Genomic DNA, 16,850 nt, shown 5'->3' on the forward strand with positions numbered 1-16,850 from the left:
CGCGTACCGTCGGGCGGGGCCGAGGTGAAGGAGACCGTGGAGTGAAGGTTCTCGTTGCGGGCGGGAGCGGGCTGATCGGCGCGCACGTCGTGGACGTGCTGCGCGAACGTGGGCACACGGTGACCACGGTGGCCAGGGCACACGCCGATCACGTCGTGGACCTCGGGCGGGCCACCGACGCGCAGCTGCGGGGCATGACGGCCGGGCAGGACGGCGTCGTCTACGCGGCCCGGACCGACGAGCAGCGGCCGCTGCCGAAGCCGGCCTACCCGGTGATGCATGCCGCGATGGTCGGCCCGGTGACCCGGCTCTTCGCGGCCGCACGGGAGGAGGGCGTGGTCAGCGGCGTGCTGATGGGCTCGTACTACACGTACTTCGACCGGCTCCGTCCGGAGTGGAGGCTGACCGACCGGCACCCGTACATCCGTGGCCGGGTCGCGCAGGCGCGGGAGGCGCGTTCGACCGGGCTGCCGGTCGCGGTGATCGAGCTGCCGTTCGTGTTCGGCCGCGCCGGTGACCGCCTGCCGAACTGGTCGCCGCCGCTGGCCCGCTGGGCGAGATCGGGCGCGCCGCTGTTCGCGCCCGGCGGCGGGACCGCGGCGGTCTCCGCGCGCGGCGTGGCCGAGACCGCCGTGGACGCGCTGGACCGGGCGAGCAGCGAGGATCTGCCCGTCTCGGACGAGAACCTGAGCTGGCGGGACCTGCTCACCCGGATGGCCGTCGCGGTCGGCCGCCCCCGCACGGTGCACCGCCTGCCGGCCCCGGCGGTCCGGCTCCCGCTGGCCCTGGGCAAGGCGCTGCTCTCCGCCCGCAGGCTGGAGTCCGGCACCGACCCGCGCCACTTCGCCCGGCTCGCGCTCACCGGCCTCTACATCGAGCCGCTCTCCGGCCGATCCCTGGGCCCCGCGTTCGCGCAGACCTTCCAACCCTGACCACGGGGGTACGGCCCGGCGGCGCGGAGGAGCAGCCATGGCTGACGCCGGGCCCGTGCCGTCCGGGCCGAAGGCCGGTCAGGCCAGCCGGGCCGCCAGGGTCCGGGCCCGGTGCAGCTGACCGGCGCGCGCCTGCCTGCGGGCGTACGCCCGTACCGGCGCGGCGGCGGTCAGCGTGATCGTGTCGTCCGCCAGCGACCCCTCGGGCGCGGGCGCGACGCTGGTCTCGATGTGGACCGCCACCCCTCCCCGGGTGCCGACCTCCATGACGAACCGGGTGCCGTCCTCCTCCCGCCGGACACGGACCCTGAGCTGACTGTGGAAGTGGAACCCGAGCAGCGGCAGCCGCTCGATCGCCGTGTAGGCGACGGTGCCCCCGTCCTCCTCGCGGATGTCCCGGACGGCGATCACCAGGCCGTTGAGCCCGACGTAGCTCTCCGGCTCCATCAGGTGCGAGACCACCACGTCGGGCGCCGCCGGGACGATGAACCGATGGCGCAGCACGTCACTCTTCACATCGACATGCTTTCATGGCGGCGTTCGCGCCTGCGGCGCCGCGGGCCCGGCGTCACGACGCGGGATCCGGCGGTGGTGCAGGCGGCGCCGCGGGAGTCGGGCGGGCGTCCGAGGCCTGGCCGCCGATCGTGACGGTGACCTGGCCTCGAACCCCTGGGTATCGCCATCAGTGGTGTTCGGGCTGTCCGGCAACGGATCAGCTACCCGGCGTACGACCTGGGACCGCTCATGGACGGCCGCAGGGGCGGCCGTCGGAGCTGTTGGCGTTGCTGAACTTGAACCCGAAGTTGCCGTAGGTGTCAGGGCCGTAGCCACCGTCAGCGATCGCGCCGATGCGCCCCTGCACGGTCTTCAGTGCCGCCTTGGTTTTCGGGCCGAATTGCCAGTCCTCGCTCAGCCCCATGGAGAAGCAGGCGTTCAGGGCGCGCTGCAGCGCCCAGACGCCCCGGCTGACGTTGCCCTCCAGCATCCAGCAGGGCGAAACCGATCCGGGGCCGACCGGAACCCAGACCAGGGGGCCGGCTCCGCTGTTGATCATCTGAACGGCGTCGGTGCACTGCGGTGTGGCGAGCGTCGACGGTGTGGTTGCCGCCTGGGCCGTGGACGGGGCGGCGGACATGGTGGCGATGGTGAGGATGGCCACCGCAGCGATTGCCGCACGTCGGCCGAATGCGCTGGTGAAGCGCGAACTCAGTCTCATTACTTCATCATGGACATCGATGCCTTTCGTGCTGTCCACTGTCCGACGTTTCGCGGAGTCTGCACGGTGTCCGGGTGCCGTTGCGGCCGGGGCGCACCGTCCCGCGAGAATGCCACGGCCCTGGGGGGAAGACGGCAGCAGGTCAGGCCGCCGGCTCCACCACCACTATCTCGATGTTGCGCTCGCGGAAGCGGTCCAGCTCGTGCTCCGGCGCGGACGTGTCGGTGACCAGCGTCCAGCGGGGCGGCATGACCGCCCAGGCGTGGAACGGGGCCTGTCCGATCTTCGCGCCGTGCGCCAGCACGTAGACGTGCGTCGCGCGGCTCATCATCAGCTCCTTGAGCCGCGTCTGCTCCAGGTCCTTCTCGTTGATGCCGCGGTCCGCGCGCACACCGTCCGCGCCCATGAACGCCCGGTCGAACGACATCCGTTCCAGCGCGACCTCGGTGACCGGGCCGATGAAGCTCTGGCTGATCGGGCGCAGCCGGCCGCCGAGCAGCACGATCTCGATGGTGTCGCACTCGGCGAGCACGTCGAGCGCGGTGAGGCCGATCAGGGAGACCGACAGGTTCCGGAACGTGGTCAGCGGCTCGGCGAGCGCGGCGGTGGTGGAGCCGGCGTCGAGCAGGATGCTCTCGCCGTCGACGATCTGGCGGGCCGCCCAGGCCGCGATCGCGCGTTTCGCCTCGAACTCGTCGCCGAGCCGCTGGCGGAGCGACGCCTCGGGGTGGGGTTCGAGGCTGAGCGCGCCACCGTACGTCCGGGCGAGTTTGCCCTGTGCGGTGAGCAGCTGGAGGTCGCGCCGGATGGTGGACGGTGTCACGCCGAACGTCGACGAGAGCTCCTCGACGCTGGTCAGCCCGTTGGAGGCGGCCAGTTCCACGATCCGGTCGCGCCGGGACGCCGAGTGCTGCCGGCTCATGCCGGAGCTCCGCGCCTGCTGCGGTCGCGCCGTGGCCGGTGCTGAGCCGGTTGCTCGCTCATTGCGTTGCTCGCCTCGTTCTGACGGGATGAGGGGACAGGTTATCCGGCGACGGGTTGTGGTGCCATCGTCGCGGCGAGTCGCAGGGCCTCGACCATCGACCGGTGGTCGGCGGTGCCGGTGCCCGCGATGTCGAACGCGGTGCCGTGGTCGACGGAGGTCCGGATGACCGGGAGGCCGACCGTGATGTTCACGCCCGCCTCCAGGCCGAGCACCTTCACCGGCCCGTGGCCCTGGTCGTGGAACATGGCCACGACCAGGTCGTAGTCGCCGCGCCCGGCGAGGAAGAACAGCGTGTCCGCGGGGAGCGGCCCGACCGCGTCGATGCCGTCGGCCTGGCAGGCCCGTACCCCCGGAATGATCTTGGTTTCTTCCTCGCCGCGGCCGAACAGGCCGTTCTCCCCGGCGTGCGGGTTGATGCCGCAGACGCCGATCTTCGGGTGGGGGCGGCCGGCGTCGACCATCGCCCGGTGGCCGCGCCGGATCGTGCGCTCGACCAGGCCGGGCTCGATCCGGTCGACGGCGTCGATCAGGCCGATGTGCGTGGTCACGTGGATGACGTTGACCCGGTGGGTGGAGAGCATCATCGACACCTCGGGCGTGCCGGTCAGGAACGCGAGCAGCTCGGTGTGCCCGGGGTAGCGGTGCCCGCCGGCGTGCAGCGCCTCCTTGTTCAGCGGCGCGGTGCAGATGGCCTGCACGGCGCCGCTGACCGCGAGCTCGCTGGCGACGCGCACGTAGTGGTAGGCGGCGTCGCCGGCGACCGGGGAGATCTGCCCGAACGGGAGGTCCTCCGGCAGCAGGCCGAGGTCGATGACGTTGATCCGCCCGGGGGTGAACACGGCGTCGCCCGGCGTGTCGACGGTGACGATGTCCGCGTCCGCGCCGACGATCTTCGCGGCGGTGCGCAGCCGGGCGGCGTCGCCGACGACCACGCACCGGCTGATCTCCGCGATCGCGGGGTCGAGCAGGGCCCGGACCGTGACCTCGGGTCCGACTCCGGCGCCGTCACCCATGGTCACGGCGATGCGGGGGCTGGTCATGCGGGCTCCTTAGAGGTGAGGGCGCGGGCCAGCGCGGCGAGCGAGCCCGGTGTGCCGAAGCTGCCGGGACGGGTCACGACGACCTGTCCCGTGTCGGTGCTGCTGACCACCGCGCCGCCGTCGGTGTGTGACGGCCGGAGCCGGTCGATGCCGAGCAGGTCGAGCACGGTGCGGGCGGTCTCGCCGCCGGTCAGGATCAGGGCCCGGCCGTCGGCGGCGGACGGCGCGACCGCGCGGGCCAGCGCGTCGACCAGCGGCCCGGACAGATCAGGGTCGACGGGGGTACGGCGCAGCGTGACGACCCCGTGCCGGGTGTGCCGGAGCAGGCCGGTCGTCTCGCGGGCGGCGCCCGCGGGGTCACGCAGCAGCGCGTGCGGGTCGAGCCGGAGGAGCGCGTCGGTGTCCGCGGCCAGTGCGAGCAGCTGCGCGTCGAGCGAGGGCGCGGCACTGCCGGCGACGATCAGCACCGCGTCCGCGCAGGTCAAAGGCGTGACAGGCACATCACCGCGGGGGTACGCACGGGCCGCGGCCGCGCACAGTCCGGCCGAGCCGACGAGCGGCGCGCCGGGCGCCAGGCGGGTCGCGGCGGCGTGGATCGCGTCGAGGTCGTCGTCGGTCTCCGCGTCGCAGACGGCCACGGTGCCGGACGCCTGCGCGTCGCGGAGGCAGGTGGCGAGCGCGCCGGTGCCGCCCCGGACCGTGCCGAGCGGGATCGTCGCAGTGGGCAGCGGGTGCAGCGCGGCGGCCACGGTGTGCGGCGGCGGGTTGCGCTCGGCGTCCCAGAGCGTCGTGGCGTGCAGCGGCACGCCGTGCACGTGCGGCACGCCGTCGACGACGGTGCGCCCGGCGGCCGGCAGCGCGGTGGCGACGACGGGCGCGACACCGTGCGCACCCGGCCGGGCCGCGTCCAGCGCGGCGGTCAGCGCGCCGACCTCCGCGGCGATGTTCCCGCGCAGCAGCGAGTCGACCTTCTTGATGATCGGTACCCCCGCGAGCCCGGCCACGGCCGCGGTGGCCAGCCGTGCCGCGTCGCGCGGGTCCCGCCGCCGCGAGTGCGTGTCGACGGCGACGATCCCCGGCATGAGATGCGTGTCCGCCATCACATCGAGCGAGATCGTTATGCGCGTTGTGCGCAACAGAAACGTGGCGGCGGCCTCGGCGGCGCCGGACAGGTCGTCCGCGACGATCACCAGATCTGGCATGGTTCACCTCCTCGTACTGCTGGGGATGCGAACGGTATCGGAAAATTGAGTTACGTGAAAGACGCTATCGGTGTTGCGCACAACGCGCAACTATGCCATTGTGACCGGCACACCAGTGGCGCCGGTCACAACCACCGACATGCCGGACCCACTGCCGCCCGCCTTCATAGGAGGAAGCCATGGCCGAAGCAGCCATCACGGCCGGCCCGGGAGGGGCGTTCTCGCGCCGGGCACTGCTTCAGTTCGCCGGTCTGCTGGGCGCCGGCTCGGTGCTCGGTCCGGCGCTGGCCGCGTGCGCCGGCCCGCAGACCGCCGCCGGCACCGGCAAGACGCTGACCATCGTGCTCAACCGCAACCTCGTGAGTCTCGACAACAAGCTCAACCAATACGACGCCGCCGTCACCGTCCAGCGGGCCGTGCGGCAGGCGCTCACCGCCATCGGCAGCGACCTGCGCCCGCACCTCGTGCTCGCCGAGTCGTTCGAGGCCACCTCGCCGACCAGCTGGCGGGTGAAGCTGCGCGACGACATCTGCTACTCGGACAAGTCACCCGTCACGGTCGAGGACGTGGAGACCGCGATCCGGCTCTACTTCCAGGTCCAGGCCGGCTACGTCGCCTCGCAGTTCCCCGAGCAGCCGGCGTTCGCCAAGGTCGACGACCGGTCCTTCACGCTGACCACCACCAAGCCGCTGGTCACGCTCGACTCGCTGATGTCCAACATCCTGATCACCCCCGCGGCCGCGAACAAGGCGGAGGAGCTGCGCGAAGGGCTCGGCACCGGGCCGTTCACCGTCGCCTCCGCGGACTCCGGCACCGGCACGTACAAGCTGGTCCGCAACGACAACTACTGGGGCGAGAAGGCCCTGCTCGACGAGGTCAGCATCTCCTACCAGGAGGAGGAGGGCGCGCGGCTGATCGCGATCACCTCCGGCGCCGCCGACGTCATCGACACCATCACCCCCGAGTCCGCCGCGTCGCTGAAGAAGAACGCGGACATCGACCTGATCCAGGGGCCGGGCACCCGGCTCATCCACCTGTTCTACAACTTCCGCAAGCCGGCCGGGCACCCGCTGGCCAACCCGAAGGTGCGCGAGGCGCTGACGTACGCCGTCGACCACGACTCGCTCATCTCCAGCCTGATGAACGGCCTGGTCAGCTCCGCCGAGGGCGTCGTCCCGAAGACGCTCGCCGGATTCGCCGCCACCGGGAAGTACACGTTCGACCCGGCCAAGGCCAAGCAGATGCTCGTCGCCGAGGGCGTCTCCGGCCTGAACCTCACCGTCATCTGGGAGGACTCCGAGTTCGCCGGCGCCGCCCGGGTGATGGAGGCGCTGGTCACCATGCTCGGCGACGTCGGCGTCACGCTCACGCTCACGCAGATACCCAAGGGCGGCGAGATCAACAGCTGGCGGCGGGGCGAGGCCGGGGACTGGGACATCCTCGGCAACGGCTACGGCAACCAGACCGGCCTGGCACTCACCAACCTCGTCGGCCAGTACGGCGGCACGGCCGAGAAGGAGAAGACCCGCGACACGTACCACGGGTTCGTCGTCCCCGAGGTCACCGCGCTGCTCGACCAGGCCGCCGCCGAGGCCGACGGCACGAAACGGGACGCGCTGCTCACCCAGGCCCAGCAGAAGATCTGGGCACTCTGGCCCGCGATGTGGGCCTGGACCCCGGACAACGTGCTCGCCAAGCGCAAGCGGGTCGCCGCGCTCGACCTGTCGGCGGCGAACTCGTACGAGCTGTCCAAGGTCCAGATCTCCGGCTGAGACGATGCGACGTTATCTGATCACGCGACTCGCGCAGAGCCTGCTGACCGTCTGGTTCACGGTCACGGCCGTGTTCGTGCTGCTCCGGCTCGCGCCCGGCGACCCGGCGGTCAACTACGCCCCGCCGAACCCGACGAGCGCGCAGCTGGACGCGGTCCGGGCGCAGTTCGGCCTCGACCAGCCGATGGCGCAGCAGTACCTCACGTTCCTCGGCCACCTGCTGCGCGGCGACATCGGCGAGTCGTTCCAGTTCCGGCGCCCGGCGCTGGACGTCGTGCTCGACCGGCTGCCCTACACCATCACGCTCGCGATGGCGGCGATCGTGGTCACCGCGCTGATCTCCGTACCCCTCGGTGTCTGGATGGCCCGCAGGGCCGACACGGCCAAGGAGCTCGGCGTCAACATCGGCACCATCGCCGGCCAGTCCATGCCGGACTTCTGGATCGGCTTCGTCCTCCTGATCATCTTCGCGGTGAACCTCGGCTGGTTCCCGCCGTCCGGGTTCACCTCCGGCGCCTCGATCGTCCTGCCCTGCCTGACGATCGTCGTGCTCCAGATCGCGCTCATCTCCCGGCTCGTCCGGCGGGAGATGACCGTCAACCTGGCCGCCCCCTACATCGGCGTCGCCCGCGCCCGCGGCGTCTCCGAACGGCGACTCACCTGGGGGTACGCGTTCGGCAACTCGGCCATCCCGGTGGTGACCGCGCTCGGCACCCGCTTCGCCGCCATGCTCAACGGCGTCGTCATCGTCGAGGTGGTGTTCCGCTGGCCCGGCGTCGGCGAACTCGTCGTCGACGCGCTCAAACGCCGCGACTTCCCGCTCATCCAGGCGACCGTCCTGGTCACCGTGGTCCTGGCGCTGATCGTCCAGCTCCTCGTCGACCTGCTCTACCCGCTCATGGACCCCCGAGTGCGCCTCGGTCAGGAGGCCCGCAGATGAACGACCTCGCCATCCCCGCGCGCGTCCTGCGCGGATCGGCCGCGGCCCGCCGGGCCCGGTACAGCACGATCAAGATGTGGGTCGGCGGCGTCTGCGCCGGCATCGTCGTGCTCCCGGTCGTGTTCGCCCGCGTGCTGCCGCTGCCCGACCCGGTCCGCGGCGCGCTGCGCGAGACGTCGCTGCCGCCGCTGAGCGCCGGGCACCTGCTCGGCACCGACCCCAACGGCCGCGACCTGCTCTCCCGGATCCTGCACGGCGGGCAGACGTCGCTGCTCATCGGCGTGCTCGCGATCATCGTCTCCGGGCTGATCGGCGTGCTCGCCGGCGCCGCCGCCGGATACTTCGGCGGCTGGGTCGACGCGGCCGTATCCCGCCTCCAGGAGGCGCAGATGTCGCTGCCGCTGCTGCTGATGCTCCTGCTGGTGGTGGCGCTGTTCGGCTCGTCCGTCCCGATCATCACGCTGGTCATCGCCGTCGCACAGTGGCCGGAACCGGCCCGGCTCACCCGCGCCCTCGTGCTCGTCGAACGCGAGAAACCCTACGTGGCCGCGGCCCGGGTGCTCGGGCTGCGCCGCGTCGAGATCCTCGCCCGGCACATCATCCCGAACGTCCTCTCCCAGGTGCTCGTCGTCGTGCTCCTGCTGCTGGCCCAGGCGGTCCTGCTGGAGAGCGCGCTGAGCTTCCTCGGCGCCGGCGTCCAGCGTCCCTACCCGACCTGGGGCGGGATCATCGCCGACGGCCGCGAGCTGTTCGTGACCGGCGAATGGTGGCTGGTCACGCTGCCCGGCGCCGCGATCGCGCTGCTCGTGCTCGGCGTCAACCTGTTCGGCGACGGACTCCGCGACCGGGTCCGGCGGGCGAAGGCGGTGCAGGCATGAGCTTGCGCGCGAATCATCGGATCAACCTCATCGTCAAGGGAGGCCCGGCATGAGCGTCCTCTCGGTACGGGATCTCGCGGTCGACCTGATGACCGGCGCCGGCGTCATCCGGGCCGTCGACGGGATCAGCTTCGACATCGACGCCGGCGAGACCGTCACGATCATCGGCGAGTCCGGCTCCGGCAAGTCGACCACCGCGATGGCCCTGCTCCGGCTGCTGCCCGACGACCTCGCCGTCATCACCGGGCACGCCGAGATCGCCGGGCGGGACGTGGCCGGCACCCGCAAGCACATCGGCGCGCTCCGCGGCCGGACCGTGGCCCTGATCCCGCAGGACCCGATGACCGCGCTCAACCCGATCGCGACGATCGGCCGGCAGATGGTCGAGGCGATCAGGATCAGCAACCGTGGCCTGTCCAGGACGGACGCGACCCGCAAGGCCGTCGGACTGCTGCGCGACGTGCACATCAAGGAGCCCGAACGGCGGCTCAAGGCGTACCCCCATCAGCTCTCCGGCGGCCAGCTGCAACGCGTGCTGATCGCGATGGCGCTGTCCACCGGCGCCGAGCTGATCGTCGCGGACGAGCCGACGTCCGCGCTCGACGTGACCGTGCAGGCCGGGATCCTCGACCTGCTGCTGGAGATCCAGGAGACGACCGGCGCCGCGCTGCTGCTGATCACGCACGACCTCGGCGTGGCCCGGCTGATGAGCGACCGGATCCACGTGATGAAGGCCGGACAGTTCGTGGAGAGCGGCGACGTGGAGGACGTGATCGGGAACCCGGCCCACGAGTACACCCGCACGCTGCTCGACGCGCTGCCGTCGGTCGGGCCCTGGGAAGAGGTGCCGGTGTGAACACGCTGCTGGACGTGAACGGGCTCACCGTCGACTACGGCCCGCACCGGGTCGTCGACGACGTGTCCTTCAGCATCCCGGCCGGCGGCGCGCTGGCCATCGTCGGCGAGTCCGGCTCCGGCAAGTCCACCATCGCCCGCGCGCTGGTCCGCCTGGTCCGCCCGTCCGCCGGCTCCATCACCTTCGACGGCACGGACCTGGCCCAGCTCCCCGAACGCAAGATCCGCCCGATGCGGCACCGCATGCAGATGGTGTTCCAGGACCCGTACGGATCGCTCGACCCGCACCTGACCGCCCGGCAGATCGTCGCCGAACCGCTGCGGCGCCTCGGTCAGGGCAGCCGCCGCGACCGTGAGAAGGAGGCGACCGTCCTGCTGGAACGCGTCGGCCTGCCCGCGTCGTCGGCCGACCGCAAACCGGTCGAGTTCTCCGGCGGCCAGCGGCAGCGGATCGGCATCGCCCGCGCGCTCGCCGCCGCACCCGACCTGCTCATCTGCGACGAGGCGACCAGCGCGCTGGACGTCTCCGTGCAGGCGAACATCCTGCGCATCCTCGCCGACCTGCGGCGCGAGCGCGGGCTGACGTTCCTGTTCATCTCGCACAGCCTCGGCGTGGTCCGCGCGGTCAGCGACCGGGTGCTGGTCCTCAACGGAGGGAAGATCGTGGAAGAGGGCGTCACCGACGAGGTGCTGCGCCGGCCGCGGCACGAGTACACCCGGCGGCTGCGCCGATCCGTCCTCGAACCGGCCCTGATCACCGGCCGCAAGCCGAGGCGTACCGCATGAACCTGATCCTCGGCACCATGACGTTCGGCGACACGGCCACACCCGAGGCCGCCCGCGAGATGGTCGAGATCGCGCTCGCCCGCGGCATCACCACCTTCGACACCGCCAACGGGTACGCCGGCACCCGCAGCGAGGTGCTGCTCGGCGAGATCCTGCGCGGCCGGCGGGACGAGGTGTCGATCGCCACCAAGGTCGGCATCTACCCCGGCGACAGCGACGGCCACCCGCTGCTGTCCGCCCCGGCGATCCACGCCTCCGTCCGGGCCAGCCTCCGCCGGCTCGGCACCGACCGGGTCGACCTGCTCTACCTGCACCAGCCGGACCGGTCGGTGCCGCTGGACGAGACCGCCACCGCGCTCGCCGACCTGGTCAAGGACGGGCTGGTCGGCGCGGTCGGCGTCTCCAACTACGCCGCCTGGCAGATCACCGACGTCGCCGCCGCCTGCCGGGCCGCGGGCGCACCGGCACCGGTCATCGCACAGCAGCTCTACAACCTGGTCGCGCGGCGCATCGAGGCCGAGTACACCGAGTACGCGCTCACGCACGGGCTGACCACGGTCGTCTACAACCCGCTCGGCGGCGGCCTGCTCACCGGCCGGCACACGCTCGACACGCCACCCACGGACGGCCGCTTCGGCTCCTCACCGCTCGCCGCCATGTACCGCGAACGCTACTGGAACCGGCCGCTGTTCGACGCCGTCGACGCGCTCGGCCGGATCGCCGCCGACGCCGGTCTCGCGCTGCCCGCGCTCGCGCTGCGCTGGCTGCTGGCCCGGGACGTGGTCGGCGCCGTGCTGCTCGGCGGCTCCAAGCCCGCCCAGCTGACCGCGAACCTGGACGCCGCCGCCGACGGCCCGCTCCCCGCCGACCTGGTCGCCGCCTGCGACGAGGCCGGCGCCACCCTGTCCGGCCCGATGCCCGCGTACAACCGCTGAGAGGGACCGCATGACCATCACGGAACGCCTGCGCCGTCGCGACACCGTCCTCGGCTACTGGGTCACCCTCGACTCGCCGATCTCCACCGAACGGATCGGGCGGCTCGGCTACGACTACGTCTGCCTCGACCTGCAGCACGGGCTGATCGGCTACGAGGGCATGGTCCGCGGCCTGATGGCGATCGACGCGGGCGGGAGCGCGGCCGGGCTGGTCCGCGTCGGCGCCAACGACCCGGGGCTGATCGGCCGGGCACTGGACGCGGGCGCGTACGGCGTGATCGTGCCCTTGATCGACACGGCCGACGACGCGGCCCGCGCGGTCGCCGCGGCCACCTATCCGCCGGGCGGGATCCGCTCCTACGGGCCGATGCGCTCCGCGCTGCGGATCGGGCCGGTCCCGGCCGACGCGGACCGGGCCGTCGCCACACTCGCCATGATCGAGACGGCCGGCGGGCTCGCGAACGTCGAGGCCATCTGCGCGGTCCCGGGCCTGACCGGTGTCTACGTCGGACCGTCCGACCTGCGGATCGCGATCGGCGGCGCACATCCCGCGGACCCGGCCGTCGACGACGAGTTCGAAGCGGCCGTCGCCCGGGTCGCCGCCGCGGCGGCCGCGGCCGGGATCGCCGCCGGCATCCACACCCCGAGCGGCGCCGAGGCCGCCCGGCGGCTCGCCCAGGGGTTCACGTTCGCCAGCGTCGCCTCCGACCTCGTCCAGCTCGAGAACGTCGCCGCCGGGCACCTGCGGGACGCGCGATGACGCTGCTCGCCGACGGTGTCCTGCGTGCCCGGCCGGACGGCGCGCTGACGGCGTTCCTGCCCACCCGGACCGTCCAGGCGCACGCCGCGAACCTGGCCGTGCTGCCCGACGGCGACCTCGGCTGCGTCTGGTTCGGCGGCACGCAGGAGGGCGTCGCGGACATCACCGTGTGGTTCTCCCGGCTGCCCGCCGGCGGCGACCGGTGGACCGACCCGGTCCCGCTCAGCGAGGACCCGGCCCGCTCCGAACAGAACCCGGTCCTGTTCACCGCGCCCGGCGGCGACCTGTGGCTGCTGCACACCGCCCAGCACGCCGGCGACCAGGACACCGCGGTCGTGCGCGCCCGCGTCTCCGCCGACTCCGGGCGCACCTGGGGACCCACCCGCGACCTGCTCAGCACGCCCGACGGCGGTGTCTTCGTCCGCCAGCCGCCGGTGATCCTGCCGGACGGACGGTGGCTGCTGCCGACGTTCACCTGCCGCCGCACGCCGGGCCGGGCCTGGTCCGGGGACCACGACACCAGCAGCGTCCACTGGACCGGGGATCGTGGCGTGACCTGGCACGAGAGCGTCGTGCCGGAGTCGACCGGCTGCGTGCACATGAACGTGCTGCCCGGCCTGATCGCCTTCTACCGCAGCCGCTGGGCGGACCACGTCTACCGCAGCACCTCCGACGACGGTCTGCGATGGACCGCCCCGGCGCCGACCGTGCTGCCGAACAACAACTCCTCGATCCAGGCGTGCACGCTCGACGACGGGCGGACGCTGATCGCCTACAACGACAGCAGCCGGGCCACCGCCACCGCCCGCCGCGTTTCCCTCTACGACGAGATCGACGCGGACGGCATCATCGACGACGCCACGCCCCGTACCCGCCCGGTCGACGACGACGGCACCGCCTTCTGGGGCGCGCCCCGGGCACCGCTCGTCCTCGCCGCCTCCACGGACGGCGGCCTGACCTGGTCCGGCCGCCGCATCCTCGCCGACGGTGACGGCTACGCGCTGTCCAACAACTCCCGCGACGGCCGCAACCGCGAGCTCAGCTATCCCACGGTCGTCCCGGCGGGCGCGGGCGCCCGGATCGCCTGGACCCACCACCGGCAGGCCATCGCCTACCTCCACGTGCCGAAGGTGTGAGGTCACAGCCCACGATCAAGAGCTTCATCGCCCGCCTCCGGCGTGGTCCGGCAGCGTCGCTCCCGCGGGCACCGGTCGGCCGCAGAAGCAGAGCGTTCACTCCGCTCAGGGGGCGGTAGTGGGCTCCCTGCCGGTTCCGGGGGTGGTCATCGAGCGCCGATCGTGTGTGACGCCGGGTTGACGGCGTGGTGACGGTGGTCGGACATCATCGGCGGCATGGTGATGAACGGGGACCGGAGCGCGTTTCGGGTCTCCCGGGGCGCGCTGGTCGCCGTGCGCCGGGCCGGGCCGCCGGTCGGCGCGATCGCCTTCCAGTACAACCCGGACGGGATGTCCCGCCGGCTGCAGGCCCGGCACGCCGACTCGGACCTCGGCGGCACCCGGACCGGGATCACCCGGCTCGCCGGACCGCCGATCGAGACGATCTCGCTCTCGGTGGAGCTGGACGCGACCGCCGACCCGGTGTCACCGCTGGGCGTCTACCCGCAGCTGTCCGCGCTGGAGATGATGCTCTACCCGGCCGACACCACGCCTGCCCGGCCCGGCACGATCCAGATCACGCCGGACGAGGCCCCGACCGTGCTGTTCGTGTGGGGGCCCGGCCGGGTGCTGCCGGTACGGCTGTCCGGATTCACCATCACCGAGCAGGCGTACGACGCGGACCTGACCCCGCTGCGCGCCCGCGTCGACCTGGAGTTGCGCGTGCTGTCCACCTACGACCTGCCGCCCGATCACCCCGGCCACCACCTGTTCCGGGCGCACCGGCTCGCCAAGGAGACGCTCGCGGCCGTCGGGACCGGCACCTCGATCCTGCAGGCGGGCCTGTGACCGGCCGCTACTCCGACACGGAGATCGCCGCCCTGCGGGTGCCGGGCCACCCCGAGGTGCGCTACCTGCGCCGCCGGTTCCTCCCGCCGGCGGACACGCAGCAGACGCTCGCGGTGCACACGGTGGCGCCGGGCGACCGGATCGACCTGATCGCGGCGGCGTACCTCGGCGACCCCGCACAGTTCTGGCGGATCTGCGATGCCGCGCCGGTGACACACCCGGACGAGCTGACCTCGGCCGACCGGGTCGGCGGCCCGGTGCGCGTACCGCTTCCGCGCGCATGAAACCCGCCGACAAAATCGCTGTCCGGATCTTCGACTTCAGCTCGGGCGCCCCACGGCAGAAGGACGCGTCGAGGCTGACCGTCCTGACCGTCCTGACCGGACCGAAGGATCCGCAGGTCATCAGCAATGTGAGCGGCCTCAAGCGGGCCGAGATCGCCGTGACCTCCGGTTCCGGCATGGCCTTCCAGCTCTTCTTCAGCGGGCCCGCCGTACCGGGGGCAGGGAAGCCCGCCGACCCCCGGTCGGCGGTGACCGCGCAGTTCGGCCTGCTGGACCGGGTGCGCTGCAAGCTGTGGCTCAACGGCGAAGAGTCGCTGCTCGCGGAGGGGGTCGTCACGCATCGCGAGCTGACGTCGGCCGGGTCGTTCGGCGAGTGGCAGATGACGATCACCGGCGAGGATCTGAGCGTGCTGATGGACCTGAAGGAGAAGGCCGCCGAGCATCCGCAGATGAACGCGGCCGAGACGGCCAAGAAGATCCTCGACGGGTACGTCACGGAGAAGGTCATCTCAAAGGTGATCGCCCCGGGCGGCGGCGACCGCCCGGCACGGACCGAGCGGATACCGGTCCAGCGCGGCACCGACCGCGCCTATCTGTCGAGGCTGGCCAAGCATTGCGGGCACGTCTTCGAGGTGGTCGCGGACGGGGGCGGCAGCAGTGCCAACTGGGGGCCGAGGCGATGGGTCACGAAGAAATTCCCGCCGATCTCGCTCGGTGAGAAGGACCGCAACGTGCAGCAGTTGACCTACCGGCACGACGCGCTGGCCGCCGTCCGGGTCGACGGCCTGGTGCAGGACGCGGTGACCGGCGCGGTGGTGCCGGTCCGGACGCCCGCGACGCCGGGCCCGGCCACGCGCACCGTGCTGTTCCCGGAGAGCGGCCGCACCGCCGCCCAGGCGTTCGCCCGAGCCCAGGGCATGGTCGCCGCGGCACCGGACGCGGAGGTGGTGACCGGCGAGGTGAACACGACCTGGTATCCCACCGTGCTCGTCCCGGGCGGCGTCGTGCAGGTGGGCGGTGCCGGCTTCGGGATCGACGGCGACTACTTCATCCAGCGGGTCGTCCACGTCCTGGAGGGCGGCGGCGCGCACACGCAGAGGTTCACGCTCACCCGCGGAGGAGCATGATGGCCGCGTTCTTCGGCAAGTACCGCGGCCGGGTCACCGGCAACACCGATCCGAAGCACCTCGGCCGGATCCAGGTGAGCTGCCCGGCTGTGCTCGGCGCGGGCCGGACGAGCTGGGCGATGCCGTGCGTGCCGTACGCGGGCCCCGGCGTCGGCCTTTACGCGATCCCGCCGGTGGACGCCTACGTCTGGGTGGAGTTCGAGGGCGGCGACCCCGACGTGCCGATCTGGGCCGGGTGCTTCTGGGGCGACGGCGAACTGCCGGTCAGCCCGGCCGCGCCGACGACCAAGGTCTTCCGTACCCCCGGGATCACGGTGACCGTCGACGACCTCCAGGGCGGCAAGGGCGTGACCGTGCGGGCCGAGCCGCCGCTGGTCACGGCGCCGGCCGTGCTCGCGCTGACCTCCGCCGGGATCGAGCTGAGCGTCGGCGCCTCGAAGATCGTGCTGTCCGGCACGTCGGTCGCGGTCAACGACGGCGCGCTGGAGGTGCTCTGATGCCGGGCCCGCTGCTGACCTCGGCCACGACGGTCGTCTGCGCGCACGGCGGCCAGGCGCGCGCGACCCAGCCGTTCCCCCGGGTACGCGCCGGGGGAGCCCCGGCCGTCACCGCCGCCGCTCCGTACACGATCACCGGCTGTGCGCTGCCGTCGCAGAGCGGCGGCCCGTGCGTCTCCGCCCAGTGGGTGACGCCCGCGTCCCGGGTCCGGCTGGGCGGCGTGCCCGCGGTGCTCGCCGACGCGCGCGCGGTCTGCACGCCGACCGGCACGCCGCTGACCGTGGCCGGGCCGCAGCAGCGGGCGAAGGGGGTCTGAGGCGTGCACATCGGATTCCCGTTCCGGCTCGACGGCCGGGGACGCACCGGCGCGGTGGACGACGACGCGTACGCCCGCGGCCTGATCGAGCAGGTGCTGTTCACCTCGCCGGGCGAGCGCGTCAACCGGCCGGACTTCGGCAGCGGCCTGCGCAGGCTCGTCTTCGAGCCGGTGTCCGGCGAGATCGCGATCGCGACCACGGCGCTGGTACAGGCCGAACTGCAGCAGTGGCTGGCCGACGAGGTGGAGATCGCGGCCGTGGACGTGACCGTGCAGGACGGCACGCTGCGGGTCACCGTCGCCTACCGCACGCCCGCCGCCGCGCAGACGCGCACGGCCGTGTTCACCCGGGCGCTGTGA

General features: G+C 72.6%; 20 protein-coding genes. 15 read left to right on the forward strand and 5 right to left on the reverse strand.

Annotated elements, in window-relative coordinates; translation table 11 throughout:
- Window positions 1-41 precede the first annotated feature (41 nt).
- A complete protein-coding gene (locus OP04_RS18410) occupies window positions 42-932 on the forward strand; it encodes an NAD-dependent epimerase/dehydratase family protein (RefSeq protein ID WP_033340949.1) in 891 nt (296 codons plus the stop codon).
- 78 nt (window positions 933-1,010) lie between these two features.
- On the opposite strand, the gene OP04_RS18415 is transcribed toward OP04_RS18410, so the two are convergent.
- The 5 genes from OP04_RS18415 to OP04_RS18435 form a co-directional block, all read right to left on the reverse strand.
- On the reverse strand, window positions 1,011-1,448 hold the full coding sequence (locus OP04_RS18415) for a hypothetical protein (RefSeq protein WP_033340950.1): 438 nt from the start codon (window positions 1,446-1,448) through the stop codon (window positions 1,011-1,013).
- 226 nt (window positions 1,449-1,674) lie between these two features.
- Complete coding sequence (locus OP04_RS18420; RefSeq protein WP_085066563.1) at window positions 1,675-2,148, reverse strand: peptidoglycan-binding domain-containing protein; 474 nt, start codon at window positions 2,146-2,148, stop codon at window positions 1,675-1,677.
- 142 nt (window positions 2,149-2,290) lie between these two features.
- On the reverse strand, window positions 2,291-3,070 hold the full coding sequence (locus OP04_RS18425) for a DeoR/GlpR family DNA-binding transcription regulator (protein ID WP_033340952.1): 780 nt from the start codon (window positions 3,068-3,070) through the stop codon (window positions 2,291-2,293).
- A gap of 101 nt (window positions 3,071-3,171) precedes the next feature.
- Complete coding sequence (gene pdxA, locus OP04_RS18430) at window positions 3,172-4,173, reverse strand: 4-hydroxythreonine-4-phosphate dehydrogenase PdxA (RefSeq protein ID WP_033340953.1); 1,002 nt, start codon at window positions 4,171-4,173, stop codon at window positions 3,172-3,174.
- Window positions 4,170-5,375: a four-carbon acid sugar kinase family protein gene (locus OP04_RS18435; RefSeq protein ID WP_051798262.1), complete on the reverse strand. Its 1,206-nt coding sequence runs from the start codon at window positions 5,373-5,375 to the stop codon at window positions 4,170-4,172. The genes pdxA and OP04_RS18435 overlap by 4 nt, the downstream gene beginning before the upstream one ends.
- 179 nt (window positions 5,376-5,554) lie before the next feature.
- Between OP04_RS18435 and OP04_RS18440 the strand changes: the two genes are divergently transcribed.
- From OP04_RS18440 to OP04_RS18505, 14 genes are all read left to right on the forward strand, one after another.
- The gene (locus OP04_RS18440) at window positions 5,555-7,147 is read left to right on the forward strand and encodes an ABC transporter substrate-binding protein (RefSeq protein WP_157239992.1); all 1,593 of its coding nucleotides are present in this window, start codon (window positions 5,555-5,557) and stop codon (window positions 7,145-7,147) included.
- Window positions 7,148-7,151: 4 nt separating this feature from the next.
- Window positions 7,152-8,087, forward strand: a complete 936-nt coding sequence (locus tag OP04_RS18445; RefSeq protein WP_033340954.1) for an ABC transporter permease — start codon at window positions 7,152-7,154, stop codon at window positions 8,085-8,087.
- Window positions 8,084-8,965: an ABC transporter permease gene (locus OP04_RS18450; RefSeq protein ID WP_033340955.1), complete on the forward strand. Its 882-nt coding sequence runs from the start codon at window positions 8,084-8,086 to the stop codon at window positions 8,963-8,965. The genes OP04_RS18445 and OP04_RS18450 overlap by 4 nt, the downstream gene beginning before the upstream one ends.
- Before the next feature lie 49 nt (window positions 8,966-9,014).
- Window positions 9,015-9,821, forward strand: coding sequence for an ABC transporter ATP-binding protein (locus tag OP04_RS54680; RefSeq protein WP_051798264.1), 807 nt, complete (start codon window positions 9,015-9,017; stop codon window positions 9,819-9,821).
- Window positions 9,818-10,606: an ABC transporter ATP-binding protein gene (locus tag OP04_RS54685; RefSeq protein WP_051798266.1), complete on the forward strand. Its 789-nt coding sequence runs from the start codon at window positions 9,818-9,820 to the stop codon at window positions 10,604-10,606. Before OP04_RS54680 ends, OP04_RS54685 begins: the two co-directional genes overlap by 4 nt.
- Window positions 10,603-11,541 (forward strand): aldo/keto reductase, encoded by a 939-nt coding sequence (locus tag OP04_RS18465; RefSeq protein WP_051798267.1) that lies wholly within the window; start codon window positions 10,603-10,605, stop codon window positions 11,539-11,541. Before OP04_RS54685 ends, OP04_RS18465 begins: the two co-directional genes overlap by 4 nt.
- Window positions 11,542-11,551: 10 nt before the next feature.
- Window positions 11,552-12,301 carry an HpcH/HpaI aldolase family protein gene (locus OP04_RS18470; RefSeq protein ID WP_033340956.1) on the forward strand — a complete coding sequence of 250 codons (750 nt, stop codon included), beginning with the start codon at window positions 11,552-11,554 and terminating at the stop codon, window positions 12,299-12,301.
- Window positions 12,298-13,437 carry a sialidase family protein gene (locus OP04_RS18475; protein WP_033340957.1) on the forward strand — a complete coding sequence of 380 codons (1,140 nt, stop codon included), beginning with the start codon at window positions 12,298-12,300 and terminating at the stop codon, window positions 13,435-13,437. Before OP04_RS18470 ends, OP04_RS18475 begins: the two co-directional genes overlap by 4 nt.
- Before the next feature lie 216 nt (window positions 13,438-13,653).
- Window positions 13,654-14,265 (forward strand): CIS tube protein, encoded by a 612-nt coding sequence (locus tag OP04_RS18480; protein WP_051798270.1) that lies wholly within the window; start codon window positions 13,654-13,656, stop codon window positions 14,263-14,265.
- Complete coding sequence (locus OP04_RS18485) at window positions 14,262-14,549, forward strand: hypothetical protein (RefSeq protein ID WP_033340958.1); 288 nt, start codon at window positions 14,262-14,264, stop codon at window positions 14,547-14,549. The genes OP04_RS18480 and OP04_RS18485 overlap by 4 nt, the downstream gene beginning before the upstream one ends.
- Window positions 14,546-15,676 carry a hypothetical protein gene (locus tag OP04_RS18490; protein ID WP_051798271.1) on the forward strand — a complete coding sequence of 377 codons (1,131 nt, stop codon included), beginning with the start codon at window positions 14,546-14,548 and terminating at the stop codon, window positions 15,674-15,676. Before OP04_RS18485 ends, OP04_RS18490 begins: the two co-directional genes overlap by 4 nt.
- Complete coding sequence (locus OP04_RS18495; protein WP_198153882.1) at window positions 15,673-16,173, forward strand: phage baseplate assembly protein V; 501 nt, start codon at window positions 15,673-15,675, stop codon at window positions 16,171-16,173. The genes OP04_RS18490 and OP04_RS18495 overlap by 4 nt, the downstream gene beginning before the upstream one ends.
- Entirely contained in the window at window positions 16,173-16,490 is a 318-nt protein-coding gene (locus tag OP04_RS18500; protein ID WP_033340960.1) for a hypothetical protein, read from the forward strand. The genes OP04_RS18495 and OP04_RS18500 overlap by 1 nt, the downstream gene beginning before the upstream one ends.
- Window positions 16,491-16,493: 3 nt before the next feature.
- Complete coding sequence (locus tag OP04_RS18505) at window positions 16,494-16,850, forward strand: GPW/gp25 family protein (RefSeq protein ID WP_033340961.1); 357 nt, start codon at window positions 16,494-16,496, stop codon at window positions 16,848-16,850.

Source organism: Catenuloplanes japonicus (genome assembly GCF_000717135.1).
Taxonomy (GTDB): domain Bacteria; phylum Actinomycetota; class Actinomycetes; order Mycobacteriales; family Micromonosporaceae; genus Catenuloplanes; species Catenuloplanes japonicus.